The following is a 21,194-nucleotide window of genomic DNA, read 5'->3' on the forward strand; positions in this document are numbered from 1 at the left end:
ATTAAAATAAAAAAAGCCACTATTTAGTGGCTTTTTTTATGCTTCCAATTGAACCTTGATCCGTTTTTTTTAATTCATAGATATAGTTTGGATTTAAATCAGGTTCCGTACGATGGGAAACGAAAATTATTGCGGTTTCACTTTCATTAGAAAATTTGTTCACCAAACGAACAAATAGTGATGCACTTTCATCATCTAAACCAGCAGTGGGTTCATCAAAAATTAAAAGCACAGGGTGTTTTATCATTGCTCTTGCACACATTATTAATCGCTTCTGCCCCATACTAAGGTCATGAAAAAGTTTTGTTCTTAAGTCCCACATGTTAATTAATTGCAACCAAGCCTTGGCCGTTCTTAATTGTATTTCTGTTGGTGTAGTATAAAGCCCAATAGAATCGTTTAGGCCACTTATTATCATGTTTTCAACGGAATGGTAACCTGTAAACTTATCAGTCATAGAAGGGGTGAAGTATCCAATTTTCTTTTTAATATCCCATACACTTTCACCACTTCCTTTTTTAGTTCCAAATATGAATAATTCTTGACCATAACCTTTAGGGTTCTCACCGGTAATCATTGAAAGTATAGTCGTTTTACCAGTACCATTATTGCCTTTAAGTTCCCAGAAATCTCCTTTTCGTATTATTAGATTAATATTCTTTAAAACAGGTTTGTCTAAGTAGGAAACGTTGACACCTTTTAATTCAATTAATATATTATTGGTATATACTAATTTTTCTATCGGTGATGGAATGGTACCTGAGTATCTATACTTAGCTTTGCTTTCTTTGGTGTTAAAAGAATTAAGTACTATTATTTCTTCTTTATTTAGTTTGAAATAAGAATCAATAAAAGGTAGAATATCTGACTTTCTACTAATTATTTGAATTAATAATACAGTATCGCTAATTTGTTTTAGCTTTTCTTTTAAGTTAGCCTGTGATGTTACATCGAGATTGTCAAAAGGATTGTCTAGTATTATATAATCTGGTTTATTCTTTAGAATATGAGCAAGCAAAGCTTTTTTTTGTTCCCCACTAGACATTGTTTTTAAAGCTTGTATAGCTGTGTCGGTAATAACTTTATTTCCATGTCGATCTTCAAGGTCAATAAATTTTGCCAAAGCAATTTTTGAAAATAACACACCATTTAAATTCTTTAATCTTTCAAAACCTTTTGGTGGATTCCGATTTAAAATTGATGTGATAAAATGACCTTTGTTAGAATTGTTATCTATAAATAGAGCCCAGTGATTTTTGTTGTTCATTTTAGCTTTTGGTAAGGTAATTTGTATTCGAAGTATCGCTAGTTTCTTTTCAAATTTAATTCAAATTAATCAAGCTAAAATTATATCACAAAAAATAAGGTATACGATTAATATATTACAGGATATTCAATTGTTGGCTCATAAAGTTTAGGTTATTTTGTTTTTGCTCAAAAAAAATAACAATATGACAATTGGAGTGTTTAAAGAAACAGTTGGGAATAAGGTAGGACTTGTACCAGTTGTGGTTAAAAAGTTAATAGCCAATGGTTACAATGTGTTAATCGAAAACGAGGCTGGACGAAATTCTTTTTTTGCGAATACCGATTTTGAGGAGGCTGGAGCAACTATTTGTACGAGGGCTGATATTTTTGAAAAGGCAAATATTTTAATCTCATTTACGGTTTTATCTGATGTAGAAATTGAACTATTAAGAAGGGATCAAATTTATATTTCTCATTTTAAACCGTTTGTTCAAAAGGATATAACTGATAAATTAAAATCACAAGATGTATGGGCTTTTAGTTTGGATATGATTCCGCGTTCATCGATAGCACAATCAATGGATGTATTGTCTTCAATGGCTTCTATTGCGGGTTACAAAGCAGTGTTGCGCGCAGCTGATTTGTTGCCACGATATTTGCAAATGATGATAACATCTGCAGGTAGTATTAAACCGGCTAAAGTTTTTGTTATCGGTGCAGGAGTAGCGGGTTTACAGGCAATCGCTACTGCTAAAAGATTGGGTGCAATTGTGGAGGCTATTGATACAAGATTAGAAACTGAGGATGAAGTAAAAAGTCTCGGAGGAAAGTTTTTAAAAGTTGAAGGTGCAAATCAGGCAACGGATCAAGGTTATGGCGCTGAGCAAAATCAGGAATTTATTGATAAGCAACGCCAAATGATGTTCGATGCTATTTCTAATTCAGATATCGTAATCTGCACAGCTACCGTAAGGGGAAATAAAGCTCCAGTGATTGTGACAAAAGAAATGGTTGACACCATGCGAAGAGGTTCGGTAATAGTGGACTTAGCTGCAGATGCAGGAGGAAATTGCGAATATTCGCAGAATAATAAAACTGTAGTAACCGAAAATTATGTTCAAATTGTTGGTGATTCTGATCTTTCTGATGCTGCGGTGGTCGACGCAAGTACACTTTTTGCAAATAATGTTTTTAACTTTTTAAAGTATATAACTTCTAGTGAATTACAATTGAGAACAGATCTTGAAGAGGACGAAATTTTTACTTCTTCATGTATCGCTAGACCAACTAAAAATTAGAGAATGAATTCGATTATCACATTTATAGAGCAAAATATGGAGATTATTTATCTGCTAACTTTTGCAATTTTTCTAGGTTTTGAAGTAATATCAAAAATACCAACGGTTTTACATACGCCACTAATGTCGGGTTCTAATGCTATAAGTGGTGTGGTTTTAATTGGCGCTATCTTACTTATTCGTGTTACAGAACCCACGAATTATTTGGCTTTAATTTTGGCAACCTTAGGTATTATTTTGGGTACTATTAATTTGGTTGGGGGTTTTGCTGTTACAGGTAGAATGTTAGAAATGTTCAATAAGAAAAAGAACAAGAAAAAATAGAATAATCATGATAGTATTTGATATAGTATTATTCATAGCAGCGGTTTTATTAATAATTGGCTTACGTAAATTATCACATCCAGATTCTGCAAGTCGTGGAAATCTGTTAGCCGCAATTGCGTTGGCATTAGGTGTGGTTATAGCTATTTTTTATCCTTTAGAAACTCAAAATAATAATTACGGCTATATTGGTTTAGGAATTTTAGTAGGTGCTATTATTGGAATTGTTTCTGCGAAAAAGGTGGCCATGACGGAAATGCCAGAAATGGTTTCTTTATTTAATGGATTTGGTGGATTATCTGCCGGTTTAATTTCATTGGTATGGTTAATTAATAATACATCTTCGGGAACTGCTTTAGATTTAGGTGTTGTTTTGTTTAACTTATTTCTAGGTTTAGTTGCCTTTAGTGGTAGTGTGATAGCCTACGGTAAATTGAGTGGGAAACTAAAAGACGAACATCTGAAAATTCCATTGAGTACTGTTTTAAATATTGTATTGTTAATGGTAACAATAGGAGCTATTTTTTACTTTGCTTACCTGGGTGTGCTCACTACATTGCAACTTGCTTTATTTCTTGTGTTTTCACTTTTGTATGGTGTTGTATTTGTGGCGCCAATTGGTGGAGCAGATATGCCAGTAGTTATTTCGTCTTTAAATTCATTAACAGGAATTACGGCTGCAGTATCAGGTATTATTACGGATAATAAATTGATGTTGCTTGGTGGAGTTTTAGTTGGTTCTTCCGGAATTATTTTGACGCTATTAATGTGTAAGGCAATGAATAGGCCTTTATTGAGTGTGATATTCGGTAATTTCTCATCCGCTCAAGGTTCGGAAAATCAAGTTCATGGTAATGCTAAGGAAGTAACACCTGCGGATTTAGCAGTACAATTGGCTTATTCGCAGCGCGTTTGTGTGGTGCCAGGCTACGGAATGGCCGTTGCACAAGCACAAAAAATAGTAAAGGAAGTAGAAGAGCTTTTGGATGAAAAAGATGTTGAATTTAAATATGCTATTCACCCTGTAGCGGGTAGAATGCCAGGCCATATGAATGTATTGTTGGCAGAAGCGGATGTTTCGTATGATAAATTATTAGATCTAGATGATGCTAATAGTTATTTAGATACCACTGATGTTGCTATTATTGTAGGTGCCAATGATGTTGTTAACCCATCGGCCTTGGATGATCCTTCTAGTAAAATTTATGGGATGCCGATTCTGAACTTGGCAAAAACTAAAAATGTTGTGGTCTTAAAAAGAAGTATGAATCCAGGATATGCCGGTATACAAAATCCATTATTTTTTAAAGACAATACAAAAATGCTTTTTGGTGATGCCAAAAAAAGCATAGCGATTATTCTTCGTGAGTTAAAAGAGGTGTAATAAAATTTTCTATAAAATTTTTAAACTTGACTAAAAAGTTAGTGAAGATATATACATATCTTTAGGAGGAATTAAAATTACCAAACCAACCAAGTAATTATACAAATCATTTAAACTTAATAAATGCCAAATAAAATTATGAGGCATTGGATACTTTTGTTTGCATTATTAGGATCCTTTGTTTGTAACGCTCAAAAAAACAACACCTACCCGAAAGCTAATGACCCGCTACATGTAAAAGTTAAGAAGTATGAGGCTTTAACTTTAGATAACCATTGGAATGAAGGAACAATTATGTTTCAAGTGTATCATCCTCCAGGAGGAAAAGATATGCCAGGTTTTGGAAGTCATTCAGATTTAATTGATGCTACTGGGGAAATGTTGGTAGCTTATTCATGTAAATATGCTATCACCAAAAAGCAGTCCGATAAAAAAATCGCAGATCAAGTATTTGAAGGAATTTTAAAGGCAGAACGAGTTACAGGGGTGCCTGGGTTACTGTCGAGAGGTTTTTATAAGACAGAAGAGCCTCAGTGGTTTGAAAAAATGTGGTATGATGAATGGCACACGTCTAGTTCCATGCCTGGTTATCGTTGGCTTGGTGATCAGAGTATTGACAAGTTAGTTTCTGTATTTCATTCATTAGGTATGTATTATGAACTTTGTGCAGACCTAGAACAAAAAGAAAAAGTTTCAGGTCTGCTCAGTCGCTTTATAGGGAAAATCGTTAATGACAATTTTCGAATAATGGATTTGGATGGTAAATTGACTCTATGGGGAAATATGTGTCCCGATTTACCACATAACAAATTGAATTCATTAGTGGCACTTGCTGCTGTAAAGGTGGCACATCAAATTACTGGTGAAGCAAGGTTTGCATCTGCTTATAAATTATTAATTGATACGTATCATTATGACGATAGGCAGCTATTAAGTAACCATTTATATCCTGAAAATATGCGTCATATTTGGGATGATTACCATGCGGTAAGAAGTTTATACATGGTTATGAAATATGAAAACAATCCAAAATTGCTCAATAAGTATCGGATGACTTTAAATCGACAGTGGCACGTTTGGAAGGACATTACATTTGAATCGGAAAGTACTATTTTCTATATTATGCTTTATGATTTATTAACTAAAGAGGGGAAGATGGAGGATCCAGCTAGAATTGAGGTCTTAAAAAATATGAATGGACACGCCAGAAGAATGAGAACTTTTAAGGTACCCAATAAAGATGGAACAAAAAAGGAGATAAAAACTGAATATGATCATGCGTCAACAGCTTTTATTAGAAACTATTGGTTTGGTAGATATTTTGGATTTATAGACCCATCTTGGTAATGCATAAAAGATAGAGAACTATGAGAAAATGGTTAAAGAAAATTGGAACTGCTTCGATATTTAGTATTGTGACCTTAATGATAATTGCCGCGGATAATGCAGCTGAAAAAGAAATCACAGCTCCTGAGGGAATGGTATATGTTCCAGCTGGTCCCTTTATAATGGGTAGCGATATTGATGATCCAGATTCTAGTCCGCAACATATTGCAGAGACGATTGCTTTTTATATCGATAAATATGAAGTTAGTAATGCGGAATATGCAACGTTCGATTCTAATTATAGCTATAATGAAGGCGATGGTGAAAGAGCGGCTACTATTAATTGGGATCAAGCAAATGCCTATGCTAAGTCAATAGGTAAAAGATTGCCGACAGAAATAGAATGGGAAAAAGCTGCACGAGGAACGGATGGCAGAATGCTACCTTGGGGTGATTTTTATGATGATAGTTTTGTTATTTATTCGAAAAAGAATACTCGGGGACAATCTATAGCCAAACCAGCTAGTCCCTATGGCTGTTTTGATATGGCAAGTAGTGTATGGGAGTGGACTGCAGATTGGTATCAACAGTACCCAGGAAATACGCACAACATGGAAGAATATGGTGAAAAGTATAAAGTAATAAGAGGAGGCTCTACTTTCAATAATTTTGCATGCTTCACAACCTTTCATCGCTATTATGTTCACCCTATTGATACTAGAGCTTATCCAATTGGTATGCGATTAGTTAAGGATATTGAATAGGTTTGAATCTGCATCATTTAATTGTGAATGGAACACTCCATATTCATTTAAAAGCATAGGATAAATATGTAGTGCTTTTATGGTTGTCTAATTATTTCCTTTAAATGAACATTGAATAGATTATAATTCCTGTTAAAACTTTAAGAGCAAAATTTATAAGTGTCATCAAGTACGAATTTAACACTATAGAAAAGATAGTCTATCGCTATTGAAAAATTTACAGGCACCCGCATACATTCAAATTCATTCAATTGTTTTACGCTTTGTAACCCGATGATAAAAATGATTTAGAAAATAATTGTTGTAGGTGTAGTTGCAAATATGGAATAGATTTATAAGCATTTTTAAAATATAGATAGTTAAACCTTCGGTCGGAGATTGAAAAAAATCAATTTTAAATGTATCTTTTTTTATTTTTCTTGGTCTACTTAATGAAACGTAAAATAATTTAGGTATGAATAATTGTAAATGCACTAATTGTGAGTGCGCTAAGTGTAATTGTAATAATTGTTTAGAAAATGGTTGTCCTTGTACTGCATGTGAATGCGTTAAGTGTAATTGTTGTTAAATTTATAAAGGTTGGTTTAATTACCAACCTTGTTATTTATTTTTGAATATGGAAACACAAAATATCTGGAATAAATACAGTAATCAGCTCTACTTATTTATCCTTAAAAGAGTAAAAAATACCGAAGTCTCGAATGATATTTTTCAAAATACATTTTTCAAGATACATAAGAATCTTACAAAACTAAAGGACGAGGTGAAAGTGAAAGCATGGGTGTATCAAATAGCACGTAATGAAATTGCAAATCATTTTAATACGAAGTCTAATTGCGTTGAGAAGTTTGACCGAGATAATAATGTTGCTTCAGAGGAATACGAACAGATTTGTTGTTTTGATGAATTCATTAATGAGTTGCCTGAGAAGTATAAGAATGTAATTGAGCTAATATATCTGGAAGGAAAAAAACAAAAAGATGTGTCTAGAATATTAGAAATTAGCATTGAAAATGTAAAAGTAAGAATACGAAGAGCAAAAGATATTCTTAAAGAAAGGTTTAGAGCCTGTTGTAAATATGAATTTGATAAAGGAGGGAAGTTAGTGGGTGAGGCAAATTGTTTAGTTTGTAATCACTGTTAAGGATTGGTATAAAATTCACTTTTAAAAAAAAGTATAACAAATACTATATTTATTTTCAACGATTTAAAGTTTTAATATAAATTGATTTACCTTTTAAATTGATACCCTAAAAATATGCACAGGGTTATTTTTGTAGATTGTGGTTTTGCTAAAAAAATCAGCAAATTATTCATGAGGTTTTTTTCCTGTTAGTATCCAATCCATAGTCATACTCCAAATAGGATCTTTAAACTTTTGTTTAAAAAAACCAAAGTGCTTTAACATAGCGGAGTTAATTGGTTTTGTGAAATGTACTCGCTCAGTTTTTGCATTTTTATATTGTTGTGCCAACCAATCTACGGTTTTGATTGGGGCAAAATTATCACCACTAAAACTTAATGAGAGTACTGGTACTTCAATATTATTAAAATAGTATTCTTCATCAGTATAAAAATGCATTAAATAATTTTTCTGTTTCCCCCATTTGGCCCACTCGTAAACCATATTCTTTGGGAGATTTTCAAAAAGGCCTAATTTTTTGGAAGGGAAATATCCAAATATAGGAGTGATTATAGGAATTATTACATGCCAAAATAGCCACATCTTTGCAAAATGAATACCATTAAAATATTTCCAATAACCACTTTGAGAAGCTACCATTACAATTTTATCAATGAAATTGTAATTTGGATTGAACCCTGTTATCTGTCCACCAATACTATGTGTAATAAGAATTAGTTCAGCTCTAATATTTTGTTTCTTAGCAAAAGCAACTACGGCAGCCTGATCATTTTTGCCCCAACTTTTTAAATTACAATTGTTATGTTTTAGTCGAGAAGGATTCGAATCCGATTTGCCAATGCCGTAATAATCAAATGTGTAAACTGTAAAGCCATATTCAGCAAAATAAGTAGCAAATCTGGAGTAGAACTTTTGTAAAACACCCGTAGCGGATGATATTACAATAGTCTTATCATTACTATTTTCCGGCAAAAATTGTTGAGAAGATATTGAATAGCCATTATCAGTAGCAATATTCAAATCTTTTACCTCGATAATCAAAATTATTTTTTTTGGAATTCTATTTTATCTCCTACCTCTAGTAGCCATTGTTCTGCTAAGCCAGCATTAACTTCAAGTACATATTTTATAGGCACTTTAGAAGAGAGGCCTTTTTCATTAAAGGGTTGTGCATTTTCCTGGAAACTACCGATAGTCGAGTCTGCCTTAATAAAAATAATGTCTATAGGAAATTCGGTGTTTTTCATATAAAAGGAATGCATAGCTTCATCGGGGAATATAAATAACATCCCTTGGTTGTTTTCCATGCTATGGCGATACATCAGTCCTGTTTGGGTCTCATATTCACTTTCTGCAAATTCTATATTTATGGATGTTAAAAGTGAATCTGAATCTTTTTTAAATATTTGTAGCTCCCCTTCTTTGGTAAAAGTTACGGTTTCGGTTTTAATTAAATTTTTCGGTTTGTCTTTGCATGAACTTTGTAAAATAAGCAAAAAAATGAAACCGAAAATTATAAACTGAAAACGTTTCAAAAGCAGCATAATAAATGTATTTAAGCAGTTTTTTTAAGTCTAAACATAAAGTATAACCCAATAATTATAAAAGGTACACTCAGCCATTGACCAGTGGACAAAAGGCCAAGCGACTCTTCGAAACCTCCCTGGCTTTTTTTAACGTATTCAACAAAAAAGCGAATGGTCCATAGTAACACAAGAAAGGTTCCAAATAAGTATCCTGATTTTTCTTTTTTATCTGTTTTCCAGAATAAGTACCACAAAATTATGAACACGAAAACATAACAAAATGCCTCATATAATTGTGCTGGATGTCGATACGGTATTGCGGCTACAAATTCTGAAAACTGAGGATTAGTTTCTAGCGCTTTATAGGCAGCATTTAAATTGTCTTGTTTTGTAATGCTCATAACTTTAGAAGGATGCATATCATCTGAATCTCTAATAAACTTTGTTGCAAATACAAAGGTTTCTTCAACAGGTTTTCCATTGATTTCAGAATTGAAGAAATTACCAACTCTAATACAAACAGCACCAATTGATACAGGAATAACTACGCGGTCTAAAATGCCAAGTAGGGTAAATTCTGGCCATTTTCGAATAAAAAGCATCATACCAATAATGATGCCTATTGCAGCACCGTGACTCGCTAGACCAGTAAATCCTGTAAATTCAAACCCGTCCGAACCTTCTCTAATAGGTAAGAGTATTTCTAATAAATGATTTTTATAATAAGGCCAGTCATAGAAGAATACATGCCCTAAACGAGCGCCCAGCATTGTTGCAATTACGGTATGAATGAAAAGTGAATCGAGTTTTTCCATCGACTTATTCTCACTCTGAAAAATCTTTTTCATTATGGCCCATCCAAGTGCAAAAGCAGTAATCCAAAGTAAATTGTAATATTTTATTTGAAGTGGTCCAAGGGTGAATAAAGTGTCGCTAGGATTCCACGTAATACCTAAAAAAAGCATAGTATTTTATTTGAAAGGCTAAGATAGAAAAATGATACTAGACCGCTTTGTTTTTACGCAATAGATAATAGACTTTAGTAATCCTCGATTACGGAATTATATGATAACCTGTACCGACCCACGGCGTTAGAACGTAAAGAAAATGTACAGTGTACATTTTTAGTGAATAAGCGAGCTGGCGCGTTGGCAAGTTGTCTTCCATTTACGGCACTGGGTCATAACCTTTGCCGCCCCTCGGCGTTAGAACGTAAAGAAAATGTACGGTTTACATTTTTAGTGAATAAGCGAGCAGGCGCGTTGGCAAGTTGTCATCCGTTAACGAACTGGGTCATAACCTTTACCGCCCCACGGCGTTAGAACGTAAAGAAAATGTACAGTGTACATTTTTAGTGAATAAGCGAGCAGGCGCGTTGGCAAGTTGTCATCCGTTTACGGCACTGGGTCATAACCTTTGCCACCCCACGGATGACAACTAAAAATCCGCTTTAACGCTAACCATCCACCTTTAAAAAGCCCATGTTTTTGAAGTGCTTCAAGAGAATATTGCGAGCAAGTAGGGGTGTAGCGACATGTTGCTGGAGTAAACGGTGAAATTACATTCTGATAGAATTTTACAAGAAATACAAAAGGGGCTATCAGAATTTTTTTCATTTGAGTCAAAATTACTATTAAGAAACACTAAATGAAGTGCCATCTTTCCCATCTTTCAATTGTATGCCTAACGCTGTTAATTGATCTCTAATTTTATCGGAAGTCGCAAAATCTTTATTGGCGCGAGCTTCATTTCGTAGCTCAATTAAGAGTGAAACTACTCCGGATAATTTGTCAGAATTAGCATTAGCATCTTGCGTGTTTTCAAGTCCTAAAACATCGAACACGAATGCATAAATGCTTTTTTCTAATAATTTCTTATCATCGGCAGTAATAGTCTCTCTAGCTTCTTTAATTAGATTGATGTGCTTAACAGCATCGAACAATTGCGCAATTAATATTGGAGTGTTAAAATCATCATTCATAGCATCATAGCAATTTTTTTGCCAATCGGTTATGTTGAAGTTAGTGGTGTTTCCTTCTGGAAGATTTTCAATAGTAGCTATAGCCTCCATTAGTTTGTTATAACCTTTTTCAGATGCGATTAGAGCTTCGTTACTCAAATCTAGAATGCTTGTATAATGGGCTTGCATCATGAAAAAACGGACAACTGCGGGCGCAAAAGCTTTGCTTAAAATATCATTTTCACCAGTAAATATTTCACCAGGTAAAATATTGTTTCCTGTAGATTTCGCCATTTTCTTACCATTCATAGTAAGCATATTAGCATGTAACCAATAGTTAACAGGTGATTGTCCATTACAGGCTTCAGCTTGAGCAATTTCACATTCGTGATGTGGAAATTTTAAATCCATACCACCACCGTGAATATCAAAGGTTTCGCCTAAATATTTGGTGCTCATTGCAGTACACTCAAGGTGCCATCCTGGAAAACCATCTCCCCAAGGCGAAGGCCAACGCATGATATGTTGTGGTTCTGCTTTTTTCCAAAGTGCGAAATCTTGCGGACTATGCTTGTCGTCTTGTGCAGCAAGTTCGCGCGTATTCGCAATCATGTCTTCCAACTTTCTACCACTTAGCTTACCATATTCATGGGTTTCATTGAACTTATTTACATCAAAATAGACCGACCCATTCGTTTCGTAAGCGAATCCTTTTTCAAGAATATCTTTAATAATTTCAATTTGTTCAATGATATGGCCTGTAGCTGTCGGCTCAATACTAGGAGGTAGAAAATTAAATTGTTCAAGAATAGTATGGAAATCAACCGTGTAGCGTTGCACTACCTCCATTGGCTCTAATTTCTCCAGCCTTGCTTTTTTAGCAATTTTATCTTCACCATCTTCGGCATCATCAACTAAATGTCCGGCATCTGTGATATTACGTACGTAACGAACTTTGTATCCTAAATGTTTAAAATAGCGAAATATCATATCAAATGACATGAAGGTTCTACAGTTTCCTAAATGCACATTGCTATAAACTGTAGGCCCACAAACATACATGCCAATGTGGCCTTCATTTATGGGTTCGAAAATTTCTTTTTTACCAGAAAGTGAATTGTAAATTTTTAAAGATTGCTCTTGGTACAAGTTCATGTTAAATTGAACAATTAATAATTTGTTTCTAAGTTGATGTAGTCTAAAAATTCGCGACGCGTACCTTCTTCTTTAAATTTCCCGCCATATTCTGCGGTAACAGTACTACTGTCAATATCTCTAATTCCACGAGAGTTTACGCACAGGTGCTTTGCATCTATAACACATGCAACATCTTCTGTATTTAGTACTTTTTGTAGCTCTTTTACAATTTGAATATTTAGTCGCTCTTGTACTTGAGGTCTTTTGGCGAAGTAATCAACTATCCTGTTCATTTTGGAGAGTCCAACTACGGTACCATTAGATATGTAGGCAATATGTGCTTTACCAACAATTGGCAATAAATGGTGCTCACATGTAGAGTATAATGTGATATTTTTTTCAACCAACATTTCACCATATTTGTATTTATTGTCGAATGTAGAAGACTTAGGTTTTCTTTTAGGGTCTAATCCGCCAAATATTTCATTAACAAACATTTTGGCAACCCTGTTCGGAGTTCCTTGTAAGCTATCGTCATCAAGATCTAAACCTAATGTCAACATTACTTCGCGAATATTTTCGCGAATTCTTTCTATTTTTTCTTCATCTGTTAATACAAATGCATCTTCACGCAGGGGCGTGGCTTCTGAGGAGGAAACATGATCATTACCTATCTCATCAAATGGCTCTTCCAAAGTATTGTCGATTTTCATTCAAATATGGCTTAAACGAAAGGCAAAGATATGGATAAAAAGCAACTTTATCTTGTGTTTTATGGAATAGCCGACTTAAATTGATGTTAAGGATTTATTATGAAATTCATGATATTTCATGAGATATTGGTTGTGAATCTTCAAAATATAAATGTTTGTTAGTTGTATTTGATGTATAAATTCCATTGTGTTGTGTGGGTGTTAAAATGAATGATTAAAAAATTATATGGCCCTGTGTATTACTGGGGTTAGCCTAATCGATTAACTGTAATATTTTTCCGTCTAATGCATACTAAATCCCGCTCATATGAGTTATTATTTATGATTGCAGATAAGAAGGCTTTGAAATAGGACTTTGGATTGGAAGTGAGAAATAGAAAAAGAAACTTGTTGTAAACATCAGATTATAAGGGTTTTGATTTTATTAAATGATTTAGAACGTCTAGATTCTATTTAAATAATATTGCAATCATTCAAGGCTTTCGATACATCAATAGCCCCACATTTATGCGTTTAATCGTTAGTGCCTTGTGCGCGTGTCTATTATTTTCATTGAACATGAGAGGGCAAACCTCTCCGAATTCACCAGATTGTCGTAGTGCAATACCTGTTTGTGCCGACGCACCAATTATGGGAATGGCCGATGGTGGTGGCGATATCGATGATTTTGATCCCGAAGTTATTACTGAGACTGGTTGTTTAGAAAAAGGTAGCCTTGTAAATGCCAATATAGAGCATAATACAGCGTGGTATGTTTTTAGAGCGGGAACTGGCGGACAAGTTGGTTTCGATATTGAGTCCATTGCAATTAGCGGAACTACGCCCACTGCTGAATGGGATTTTGCTGTTTATGGGCCTGATGTAGATTGTGGAGATATTAGTAATGGTACTGCTATTCCGATTCGTTGTAATTATGAAGTAAACAATACAAATTTTACTGGCCTTGGCATAAATCCAGAAAATGGGCAGGAAGGTGCTCCTAATGTTACTCAAAGTCAAAATACTTACGATGAGTTCTTAGATGTTGAACCAGGTGAAATATATTACATTCTTATCAATAATTTCAATACTAATTTTGATGATGAAGCAGAACCCTTTATGTTGACCTTTACAGGTAGTTCTGTAGATGCTGATCAAGATTCAGCATTGGATTGTACATTAAGAGATGAATTTTTAGGATTGGATATTGTTGCTTGCGAAGGCGATCCAGATATTACGTTAAGTGCATTAAATTCACCGGCAGGCGCAGATATTGCGAATGTAGAATGGACTGTAGATTATGATGATGATGGAACAGTAGATGCTACGTTATCTGGAACAGGAACTTTTGGAGCAGAATATGTCGTTACTAGTCCTAATACTGGTAGGTATTTTGCTGAAATTACAACAGCATCGGGTTCACCACCTACAGTGGCTGATGATGGCGGAATATTAATCACTTTTCATGGTGAGCCGATATTGGATGAAGTACGAGTAATTGATGACCTTATTGCTAGCGATATTCATGATGTTTATAGTGTTGAAATAATTGTTGATGGTAACAGCGATTACGAGTATGCTATCAACGATGGTGAATTTCAAGATGATCCTATTTTCAACGATATTCCTCCTGGAGTTAATACAGTTGTCATAAATGATAAAAATGGCTGCGGTATCACTGAACCAATTGAGTTTTTAGTGGTTGGTTACCCAAAATTTTTCACCCCTAATGGCGATGGAACTAATGATACTTGGAATGTGAAAGGAATTGAGGAGCTTATTAATCCTTCAGTATATATTTTTGACCGTTATGGAAAGCTTATAGAGCAATTGGCAGTAAATGCCAATTGGGATGGAACCTATAACGGAGCGCGTATGCCGTCAACAGATTACTGGTTCCGACTCGAATACGAACGTACTGATGATACCGTGGTTGTAGCTAGAACTATTCAAACGCATTTTACATTAAAACGATAATACAAATAGGGCTGGTTTTACCAGCCCTATTTTGTTCGCTTTTCTTTTTCACTTTTAGAAGTTTACAGTATATCCTAAAGATACATTTGTATTTATTCTGTCTATGGTTGCAGGAGTAGTAATTCCCGTGGTGAACAAGCTTTCATTTACTTGTTGTTCTGTGCGATTTAATGCAATATCTAATCTGCTTTTTCTGAAGTTAATACCAAGTCCTCCTGAATAACCATTTAAATCTCCAATAGTATTGCCGTTAACAAACGGACTTTGCTCATACCGATAACCAGCGCGTAAACTAAATCTTTGTATTCTGTATTCACCGCCTAATTTAATTGTTGATACCTGCCCTAAGGTATTTTCAATTTCAGCATTCACATTTGAAAAATCTGAATCAGGTTTTAATAGAGTACTGGACATATCTTGATATCCATAATCCAAACTTAAAAGACCATTCTTACCAAATACAAATGCAAGACTTCCAGTTAATTTACCTGGGGTTTTAAGCTTATAAGGTTCAAAAAGATTGATTATGTCAAAATTAATATAGTCAATATCAATGTCCGCAGTAGTTGAATTTATTCGTTGTGAAAAATCGTCGGTTAAGCGGTACCAAGTAGGCGATTGGTAACTTGCTCCAAAGCGAATAAAATCGTTAATTTTCCCAATAGCACCTAAACTAAATGAAAATCCGTCGCCTTCGGTACTTAAGTAATTATCGAAAGTTGTAAAATTGGTAGGTGAGTCGGTATTGTAACCTCTTTCTGTAAATTCGTCATACTGGGTATAAACTATAGTATGAAAGTTTAATGAAGCCCCAAAGTATAGATTCTCACCAAATTGAGTAGCACCATTTACAACAAATTTACTGTTGTAGCCTGTTGTACTATGTGTAAATTCTTGATTTACCAAATTATAATTTGAATTGCTAATGTAAGCTGTATTGTTGTCATCATTTTCATCCACAGGGTTAATTATTCCACCATAATAACCTAAGAAAGCTTGTTGGTCTGCAAACCCTTGTTGCGCACCAATGTCTAAATAAGCATCTTCCAAATATTCTCCGTCAAGGGTTAAAATGGAAGAAAAAGGAGCCCCTTGTGCATAATTAAGAAAATAATTGTCGATTCCCTCGGTACTACTTCCTCTAACAAAAGTTTCGTTGTCGAAATTCTCCGCTAAATCATAGTTAATCGCTAAGGTGAATTTTCTCCAAGGAGATTCGTTTTTCGATTTAAAAACTAAAACTCCACCAATTTGATTAAATTCCAATGAATTTAATTTAGAATTCGTTCTTCCATCATTATAGGCGGCATCATTATTTCTATTATAGTTTGTACCGGTGATACCAAAAAGGCTGTTATTAAAAACCGCCAATCCTGCTGGGTTAACGTTTAGGGCGGATAAATCACCACCTAGTGCTCCAAACGCACCACCCATACTTTGATATCTAGCTGATCCCTGTAGGTTTTCAGAACTATATCGTAATGCATCGTTAAGGTTCTGTGCGGTACCAAAAGCACATAACAATAGTGTAATGAAAGTCAAATATCTTTTCATAGGGTATAAATTACAATCGTTTTTGAATGATTTTAAATCAAGAATTAATTTCTTCTGCTACTACTGCTTCTAGAGCCTGAAGACCTGCTTGATCCACTTGAAGAAGATCTACTAGCCGAAGAGGACCTACTTGAACTACTCGAACTTCTATAGCTCCCAGAACTTCTGCTGCTTGTTCCGCTTGATCTATTGTAGCTTCCACTACTTCTAGAAGTGCTACCAGAGCTTCTGTAAGTCGAAGATCTTGGAGTTGTACTTCTAGTGCGAGTTGCAGAAGAACTTCTAGCTGTTGTACTTCTAGAGCTCGTATTATAGCGCGGTGTACTTCTCGTAGTTCTACTAGTTCTATAGCTGCGATTTTGATCTACACCTACATTTCTTCTAGCCGTAGTACTAGATCTTGAACTTCTAGTAGCTACATTTCTTCCGGCAGTAGAACGTGAAGTTGAACTTCTATATCTGGCTGTATTTCCACGTGCCGCACTTACATTAGAACGTCCACGAAGTGCTGTTGAATTACCAACTATTGAATTTGTATTTCTATAGATTCCTCGTCTGGAGTTATTATAAGCATAAGCTCTACCATAATAATTACCATATCTATTAAATCTTCCATAGTTATAATTATTAAAGCCTTGATAGTAGCCGAAAGGAGGGCACCATGTACCAGCCCAGCCATATCCGTAGCCACCCCAACCGTAACCATAGCCACCCCAGCCGAAATTGTTCCATCTATTCCATCGGTTCCAACCATATCCATAGCCACCCCAGCCATATCCATATCTACCATATCCATTCCATAACCATGGAGAACTCCATCCATAACCCCAGCTATTATCATAGATGTTTACATTTACACTAGTTGTGTTTTCTCCCCAACCTCCGTAAGATGCATAATCGTTATTGTTGTCGTAATAATCCGTTAAATTCCCATTAGAAAGACTGTCATTTTCTACACTAGAGTATGAATCGATGTCAGTAAAAATTTCGCCATCATTTACATTTTCATATTGATTAGATTGTAAGGCGAAATAATCTGAATAAACATTACTATCTTCAATAGGTTGTTGTTGATTTTGAGGTTGATTTTCAGTTACAACACGTCGGTCGGTATTATCTGCATATATACCGTCATTGTCATAATAAGTAGCTTGTTGGTATGACCCACAGGATGTAAATAAAATGCCCACTATGCCAATAAGCATAGTCGTGCGATATTTTTTCAGGGGTAGGGAATTAATCATAGCTGTAGAATTTATTGTTGAACATACTAAAAATAACTAGTTTTACCCAACTATTTTCTATCAATAACACAAGTTTTGTGCCAAAGTACTGTTAATGAGTAAAAATTTAACTAAACGAGAAGAAGACTATTCCAAGTGGTATAATGAATTGGTTGTAAAAGCTGATTTAGCCGAAAATTCAGGGGTTCGTGGCTGTATGGTCATCAAACCTTATGGGTTTGCTATTTGGGAAAAAATGCAAGCAGCATTGGATAAAATGTTTAAGGAAACAGGTCATGAAAATGCCTACTTCCCACTTTTTATTCCGAAATCATATTTAAGTAAAGAAGCTAGTCATGTAGAAGGATTTGCTAAAGAATGTGCAGTTGTTACCCATTATCGATTAAAAAACGATGAAAATGGTAGCGGCATTATTGTGGATCCCGAAGCAAAACTAGAAGAAGAGCTTATTGTTCGACCCACTTCTGAAACTATTATTTGGGATACATATCGCAGATGGATTCAGTCGTATCGCGATTTACCACTATTAATTAATCAGTGGGCGAATGTTGTTCGTTGGGAAATGCGAACGAGGTTGTTCTTAAGAACAGCTGAATTTTTATGGCAAGAAGGGCATACGGCTCATGCAACAGAAAGGGAAGCTATTGATGAAGCTGAACTAATGTTGGGTGTTTATGCCGATTTTGCAGAGAACCACATGGCAATGCCGGTAATACAGGGTGTGAAAACGGAGAGCGAACGTTTTGCAGGTGCAGTTGAAACCTATTGTATAGAAGCATTGATGCAAGATGGTAAAGCATTGCAAGCTGGAACTTCTCATTTCTTAGGTCAGAATTTCGCCAAAGCTTTTGATGTGAAATTTGCTAATAAGGAAGGTAAGAAAGAACATGTTTGGGCGACATCATGGGGTGTTTCTACAAGACTTATGGGTGCTTTGATTATGACGCATAGCGATGATAATGGATTGGTGTTACCTCCAAAATTAGCACCTATTCAAGTAGTAATTGTTCCTATATATAGAGGATTAGAGCAATTAGATGCTATTTCAGAAAAAGTCGCTCCACTTGTAAAAGAATTGCGAGCAAAAGGCATTTCTGTAAAATATGATAATCGCGATACACACAAACCTGGGTTTAAATTTAATGAGTACGAGTTAAAGGGTGTACCTGTCCGTTTAGCCATAGGACAGCGTGATATGGATAATGGAACTTTTGAAGTGGCAAGGAGAGATACATTAGTTAAAGAGACTATTGCGGCGAATGCGGTGGTTGAAAAAATCGAATTTTTATTGGATGATATTCAGAAGAATATTTATAAAAAAGCGTTCGATTACCGAAAAGAAAATATCACTGAAGTGGATTCTTATGAAGAATTTAAAAAAGTTTTAGAAGAAAAAGGAGGATTTATTTCAGCACATTGGGATGGCTCAAAAGAGACCGAAGATCGTATACAAACTGAGACCAAAGCCACTATACGCTGCATTCCACTGGATGTTGAAGAGGAAGAAGGTGTGTGTATGGTAACAGGTAAACCATCGAATAAAAGAGTCTTTTTTGCAAAAGCTTATTAATTTTTTTGTCAAGTAGTTGTGATAGTAAAAAATAATTGTATTTTTGCATCCGCAATTGCGCAAATAATGGTCCGTTCGTCTAGGGGTTAGGACGCCAGGTTTTCATCCTGGTAACAGGGGTTCGATTCCCCTACGGACTACAAACACTCGAAAAGAGTATAATAAATTTAGTTAAGTAGAATGGCAAATCACAAATCAGCATTAAAGAGAATTCGTAGAAACGAAACTGTGCGTTTACGTAATAGATATCAGCACAAAACTACACGTAATGCTATTAAGAAATTACGTGGTACTGAGAAGAAAGAGGATGCGGAGAAAATGTTTCCTGAAGTTTCTAGTATGATTGACAGGCTTGCAAAGCGCAATGTGATTCATGCTAACAAAGCTGCTAACTTAAAAAGTAAATTATCAAAGCACATTGCTGCTTTATAAGTTTACTTAAACAAATTAAAAAGCCTCAACGTTTACGTTGAGGCTTTTTTGTTGGTTATTATTAGTGTCTATATCGCTTCATCTTTATAAGTCCAACAATGAAACTAGTATACATTATAATTATTAAGCTAATGTGCACACTTCTTAACATATTAAATTCGTTGCTAGTAATAGATAAGTTTAAGTTCTTAAATACCGTAATAGGAGCATAGCCCAAATGAAAAATTATAAGTCCTATACTAATCCAGAAAAGTAAATTTGAAGCATAATCAATTAACTTATTCTGCTGCCAAAGTTGATATAAATAGGTGATGCAAATGGTAATTAAAAACAATGAGCCTAAAACATAGGCATGCCAAAGTTCAAATAACATCGGATTTACAAGAATAGCATTAATTGCTAGACAGATTAAATAAATGCAAGCTCCATATTTAATTAGTGTCTTGTATTTAGCTGCTTTTATTGATTTCCAATACACAAAGAAAAAAAAAGTAAAGAAAAATAAATCATATATATTATAAATGAGAAGCGTGTAAGAAGCATATTTTTCATCTGAAAAAAGTGTAAAATCAGGTACGCTCCGAATTAAAGCGCCTAAAATTTCGGTACACAAAGTATAGCCTATAATTATCGGAAAATACTTTAAAGTTGAATCGAAATATTTGGGTAGCTTTAAAATTGAAAGCGCCCAGGTTATCGCATAAAGAACTACGAAAAAATTGCTTTTAAGAATATCTAACACCTCTTTATTATTTAAGTTTAATGAGGTGGTGGTGCACTGTTTCCTTTGTTCAGAGAAATACTTCGAGCTGCAAAAACGGGTAATGGATTTACTGTATTAGTATTTGTACTTGGTATGAACGAAGCATAAGCCTTTTCATCCTCTTTTTTAATAGTTTGTCCATTTGCTTTTAAGGGGTCTGAAATTGGAACAAAATCATCAGTAAGTAGCTGTGGTTTAATATTTTGAATATCACTATCATCAATCGCAAAAATGTACTCTTGCTCATTTTTCTTTAATGTGGGTGTAATTATTATGGAATTTTGTCTTGGATGTACAGCTGATTTATGCTCCATGGGATTATTGGTAAAATAAAAACGTAAGGTAGAAATATCAACTTTTGCTTCTGCAGCCTCTTTTTCTATGTATTGTAGATAATTCTTTATGGTTTTATAATCCCAATAAACATATCTGGCAACATCAAAGTGATTTCCGTTTGGGTCTTTGTCACCTTCCTTTGGTGCTACATATTTAAACCCCTTTTGCTGTAAATCTACGGAGTCTTCATAATGCTGTATTAATTTCACTCTACGTTTTTGGTATGTAATGTATTGGGTATGCGCTTGGTCTATTTCAATAATTTCATCGGGTCTATTTACGGTTACTTCCATAGGTTCGTCCATGTCAACTGGAGTTTGGACTTTTTGGTCTTTGCAGTTGAAGAATAAAGTACAAATAGCTATTACTACTAATTTTGAGGAGCAGATATTTTTTGTGTTCACCATTGCGAAATATTTAAGTGTTAGTAAGCTAATACGCTGAGGGGGAACACGTTTGTTATGTACTAAAGTAGTATTTAATCCATGTAAAGGATAATTTATTTTATAATAATC

The 21,194-nt window shown here is 34.6% G+C and carries 20 protein-coding genes and 1 tRNA gene; 10 read left to right on the plus strand and 11 right to left on the minus strand.

Annotated features, from left to right (window positions below):
• Positions 1 to 19: 19 nt before the first annotated feature.
• Positions 20 to 1,267 (minus strand): ATP-binding cassette domain-containing protein, encoded by a 1,248-nt coding sequence (locus ABJF52_RS18410; RefSeq protein ID WP_348153549.1) that lies wholly within the window; start codon positions 1,265 to 1,267, stop codon positions 20 to 22.
• A gap of 184 nt (positions 1,268 to 1,451) precedes the next feature.
• On the opposite strand from ABJF52_RS18410, the gene ABJF52_RS18415 reads away from it, so the two are divergent.
• From ABJF52_RS18415 to ABJF52_RS18440, 6 genes are all read left to right on the plus strand, one after another.
• Positions 1,452 to 2,546 carry an NAD(P) transhydrogenase subunit alpha gene (locus tag ABJF52_RS18415; RefSeq protein WP_348153550.1) on the plus strand — a complete coding sequence of 365 codons (1,095 nt, stop codon included), beginning with the start codon at positions 1,452 to 1,454 and terminating at the stop codon, positions 2,544 to 2,546.
• Positions 2,547 to 2,582: 36 nt separating this feature from the next.
• Complete coding sequence (locus ABJF52_RS18420) at positions 2,583 to 2,870, plus strand: NAD(P) transhydrogenase subunit alpha (protein ID WP_348153670.1); 288 nt, start codon at positions 2,583 to 2,585, stop codon at positions 2,868 to 2,870.
• Between the two features lie 7 nt (positions 2,871 to 2,877).
• Positions 2,878 to 4,254, plus strand: a complete 1,377-nt coding sequence (locus tag ABJF52_RS18425; RefSeq protein ID WP_348153552.1) for an NAD(P)(+) transhydrogenase (Re/Si-specific) subunit beta — start codon at positions 2,878 to 2,880, stop codon at positions 4,252 to 4,254.
• A 123-nt stretch (positions 4,255 to 4,377) separates the two neighbouring features.
• Complete coding sequence (locus ABJF52_RS18430) at positions 4,378 to 5,601, plus strand: hypothetical protein (protein WP_348153554.1); 1,224 nt, start codon at positions 4,378 to 4,380, stop codon at positions 5,599 to 5,601.
• Positions 5,602 to 5,621: 20 nt separating this feature from the next.
• Positions 5,622 to 6,344, plus strand: coding sequence for an SUMF1/EgtB/PvdO family nonheme iron enzyme (locus tag ABJF52_RS18435; RefSeq protein WP_348153556.1), 723 nt, complete (start codon positions 5,622 to 5,624; stop codon positions 6,342 to 6,344).
• Positions 6,345 to 6,960: 616 nt separating this feature from the next.
• The gene (locus ABJF52_RS18440; protein WP_348153557.1) at positions 6,961 to 7,488 is read left to right on the plus strand and encodes a sigma-70 family RNA polymerase sigma factor; all 528 of its coding nucleotides are present in this window, start codon (positions 6,961 to 6,963) and stop codon (positions 7,486 to 7,488) included.
• A 165-nt stretch (positions 7,489 to 7,653) separates the two neighbouring features.
• Here ABJF52_RS18440 and ABJF52_RS18445 read toward each other — a convergent pair whose 3' ends face one another.
• The 6 genes from ABJF52_RS18445 to folE form a co-directional block, all read right to left on the minus strand.
• Positions 7,654 to 8,529 (minus strand): alpha/beta hydrolase, encoded by an 876-nt coding sequence (locus ABJF52_RS18445; RefSeq protein WP_348153559.1) that lies wholly within the window; start codon positions 8,527 to 8,529, stop codon positions 7,654 to 7,656.
• 2 nt (positions 8,530 to 8,531) lie between these two features.
• Positions 8,532 to 9,032, minus strand: coding sequence for a DUF192 domain-containing protein (locus ABJF52_RS18450; RefSeq protein WP_348153560.1), 501 nt, complete (start codon positions 9,030 to 9,032; stop codon positions 8,532 to 8,534).
• Positions 9,033 to 9,043: 11 nt separating this feature from the next.
• Positions 9,044 to 9,979, minus strand: a complete 936-nt coding sequence (gene lgt / locus ABJF52_RS18455) for a prolipoprotein diacylglyceryl transferase (protein WP_348153562.1) — start codon at positions 9,977 to 9,979, stop codon at positions 9,044 to 9,046.
• 429 nt (positions 9,980 to 10,408) lie between these two features.
• A complete protein-coding gene (gene yidD, locus ABJF52_RS18460) occupies positions 10,409 to 10,630 on the minus strand; it encodes a membrane protein insertion efficiency factor YidD (RefSeq protein ID WP_348153564.1) in 222 nt (73 codons plus the stop codon).
• Positions 10,631 to 10,647: 17 nt separating this feature from the next.
• The gene (cysS, locus tag ABJF52_RS18465) at positions 10,648 to 12,129 is read right to left on the minus strand and encodes a cysteine--tRNA ligase (RefSeq protein WP_348153566.1); all 1,482 of its coding nucleotides are present in this window, start codon (positions 12,127 to 12,129) and stop codon (positions 10,648 to 10,650) included.
• A 14-nt stretch (positions 12,130 to 12,143) separates the two neighbouring features.
• Positions 12,144 to 12,824: a GTP cyclohydrolase I FolE gene (folE, locus tag ABJF52_RS18470; protein WP_348153568.1), complete on the minus strand. Its 681-nt coding sequence runs from the start codon at positions 12,822 to 12,824 to the stop codon at positions 12,144 to 12,146.
• 558 nt (positions 12,825 to 13,382) lie between these two features.
• Between folE and ABJF52_RS18475 the strand changes: the two genes are divergently transcribed.
• Entirely contained in the window at positions 13,383 to 14,780 is a 1,398-nt protein-coding gene (locus ABJF52_RS18475) for a T9SS type B sorting domain-containing protein (protein WP_348153570.1), read from the plus strand.
• Between the two features lie 54 nt (positions 14,781 to 14,834).
• On the opposite strand, the gene ABJF52_RS18480 is transcribed toward ABJF52_RS18475, so the two are convergent.
• Positions 14,835 to 16,334: an outer membrane protein transport protein gene (locus tag ABJF52_RS18480; protein ID WP_348153572.1), complete on the minus strand. Its 1,500-nt coding sequence runs from the start codon at positions 16,332 to 16,334 to the stop codon at positions 14,835 to 14,837.
• A gap of 44 nt (positions 16,335 to 16,378) precedes the next feature.
• Positions 16,379 to 17,578, minus strand: a complete 1,200-nt coding sequence (locus ABJF52_RS18485) for a hypothetical protein (protein WP_348153574.1) — start codon at positions 17,576 to 17,578, stop codon at positions 16,379 to 16,381.
• Between the two features lie 94 nt (positions 17,579 to 17,672).
• On the opposite strand from ABJF52_RS18485, the gene proS reads away from it, so the two are divergent.
• The 3 genes from proS (at position 17,673) to rpsT (ending at position 19,580) form a co-directional block, all read left to right on the plus strand.
• Positions 17,673 to 19,148 (plus strand): proline--tRNA ligase, encoded by a 1,476-nt coding sequence (gene proS, locus ABJF52_RS18490; RefSeq protein WP_348153576.1) that lies wholly within the window; start codon positions 17,673 to 17,675, stop codon positions 19,146 to 19,148.
• Positions 19,149 to 19,216: 68 nt separating this feature from the next.
• Positions 19,217 to 19,288 (plus strand) — tRNA-Glu (locus ABJF52_RS18495).
• A 40-nt stretch (positions 19,289 to 19,328) separates the two neighbouring features.
• Complete coding sequence (rpsT, locus tag ABJF52_RS18500) at positions 19,329 to 19,580, plus strand: 30S ribosomal protein S20 (protein WP_348153578.1); 252 nt, start codon at positions 19,329 to 19,331, stop codon at positions 19,578 to 19,580.
• A 61-nt stretch (positions 19,581 to 19,641) separates the two neighbouring features.
• Here the strand turns inward: rpsT and ABJF52_RS18505 are convergent, their stop codons facing one another.
• Together ABJF52_RS18505 and ABJF52_RS18510 are read right to left on the minus strand one after the other, a co-directional pair.
• Positions 19,642 to 20,322: a hypothetical protein gene (locus ABJF52_RS18505; protein ID WP_348153580.1), complete on the minus strand. Its 681-nt coding sequence runs from the start codon at positions 20,320 to 20,322 to the stop codon at positions 19,642 to 19,644.
• 17 nt (positions 20,323 to 20,339) lie between these two features.
• Positions 20,340 to 21,086, minus strand: coding sequence for a hypothetical protein (locus tag ABJF52_RS18510; RefSeq protein ID WP_348153582.1), 747 nt, complete (start codon positions 21,084 to 21,086; stop codon positions 20,340 to 20,342).
• Positions 21,087 to 21,194 lie beyond the last annotated feature (108 nt).

The organism is Aurantibacter sp. (genome assembly GCF_039941195.1).
Taxonomy (GTDB): domain Bacteria; phylum Bacteroidota; class Bacteroidia; order Flavobacteriales; family Flavobacteriaceae; genus Aurantibacter_A.

What these genes read in the sequence shown, in the direction of transcription:
- ABJF52_RS18475 (WP_348153570.1), top strand. Translation starts at nt 13,383, where the DNA reads ATGAGAGGGCAAACCTCTCCGAATTCACCAGATTGTCGTAGTGCAATA.
- ABJF52_RS18430 (WP_348153554.1), top strand. Translation starts at nt 4,378, where the DNA reads ATGCCAAATAAAATTATGAGGCATTGGATACTTTTGTTTGCATTATTA.
- cysS (WP_348153566.1), bottom strand. Translation starts at nt 12,129, where the DNA reads ATGAACTTGTACCAAGAGCAATCTTTAAAAATTTACAATTCACTTTCT.
- ABJF52_RS18485 (WP_348153574.1), bottom strand. Translation starts at nt 17,578, where the DNA reads ATGATTAATTCCCTACCCCTGAAAAAATATCGCACGACTATGCTTATT.
- ABJF52_RS18420 (WP_348153670.1), top strand. Translation starts at nt 2,583, where the DNA reads ATGGAGATTATTTATCTGCTAACTTTTGCAATTTTTCTAGGTTTTGAA.
- folE (WP_348153568.1), bottom strand. Translation starts at nt 12,824, where the DNA reads ATGAAAATCGACAATACTTTGGAAGAGCCATTTGATGAGATAGGTAAT.
- ABJF52_RS18450 (WP_348153560.1), bottom strand. Translation starts at nt 9,032, where the DNA reads ATGCTGCTTTTGAAACGTTTTCAGTTTATAATTTTCGGTTTCATTTTT.
- ABJF52_RS18410 (WP_348153549.1), bottom strand. Translation starts at nt 1,267, where the DNA reads ATGAACAACAAAAATCACTGGGCTCTATTTATAGATAACAATTCTAAC.
- ABJF52_RS18435 (WP_348153556.1), top strand. Translation starts at nt 5,622, where the DNA reads ATGAGAAAATGGTTAAAGAAAATTGGAACTGCTTCGATATTTAGTATT.
- yidD (WP_348153564.1), bottom strand. Translation starts at nt 10,630, where the DNA reads ATGAAAAAAATTCTGATAGCCCCTTTTGTATTTCTTGTAAAATTCTAT.
- ABJF52_RS18425 (WP_348153552.1), top strand. Translation starts at nt 2,878, where the DNA reads ATGATAGTATTTGATATAGTATTATTCATAGCAGCGGTTTTATTAATA.
- proS (WP_348153576.1), top strand. Translation starts at nt 17,673, where the DNA reads ATGAGTAAAAATTTAACTAAACGAGAAGAAGACTATTCCAAGTGGTAT.
- lgt (WP_348153562.1), bottom strand. Translation starts at nt 9,979, where the DNA reads ATGCTTTTTTTAGGTATTACGTGGAATCCTAGCGACACTTTATTCACC.
- ABJF52_RS18440 (WP_348153557.1), top strand. Translation starts at nt 6,961, where the DNA reads ATGGAAACACAAAATATCTGGAATAAATACAGTAATCAGCTCTACTTA.
- ABJF52_RS18415 (WP_348153550.1), top strand. Translation starts at nt 1,452, where the DNA reads ATGACAATTGGAGTGTTTAAAGAAACAGTTGGGAATAAGGTAGGACTT.
- ABJF52_RS18510 (WP_348153582.1), bottom strand. Translation starts at nt 21,086, where the DNA reads ATGGTGAACACAAAAAATATCTGCTCCTCAAAATTAGTAGTAATAGCT.
- ABJF52_RS18480 (WP_348153572.1), bottom strand. Translation starts at nt 16,334, where the DNA reads ATGAAAAGATATTTGACTTTCATTACACTATTGTTATGTGCTTTTGGT.
- rpsT (WP_348153578.1), top strand. Translation starts at nt 19,329, where the DNA reads ATGGCAAATCACAAATCAGCATTAAAGAGAATTCGTAGAAACGAAACT.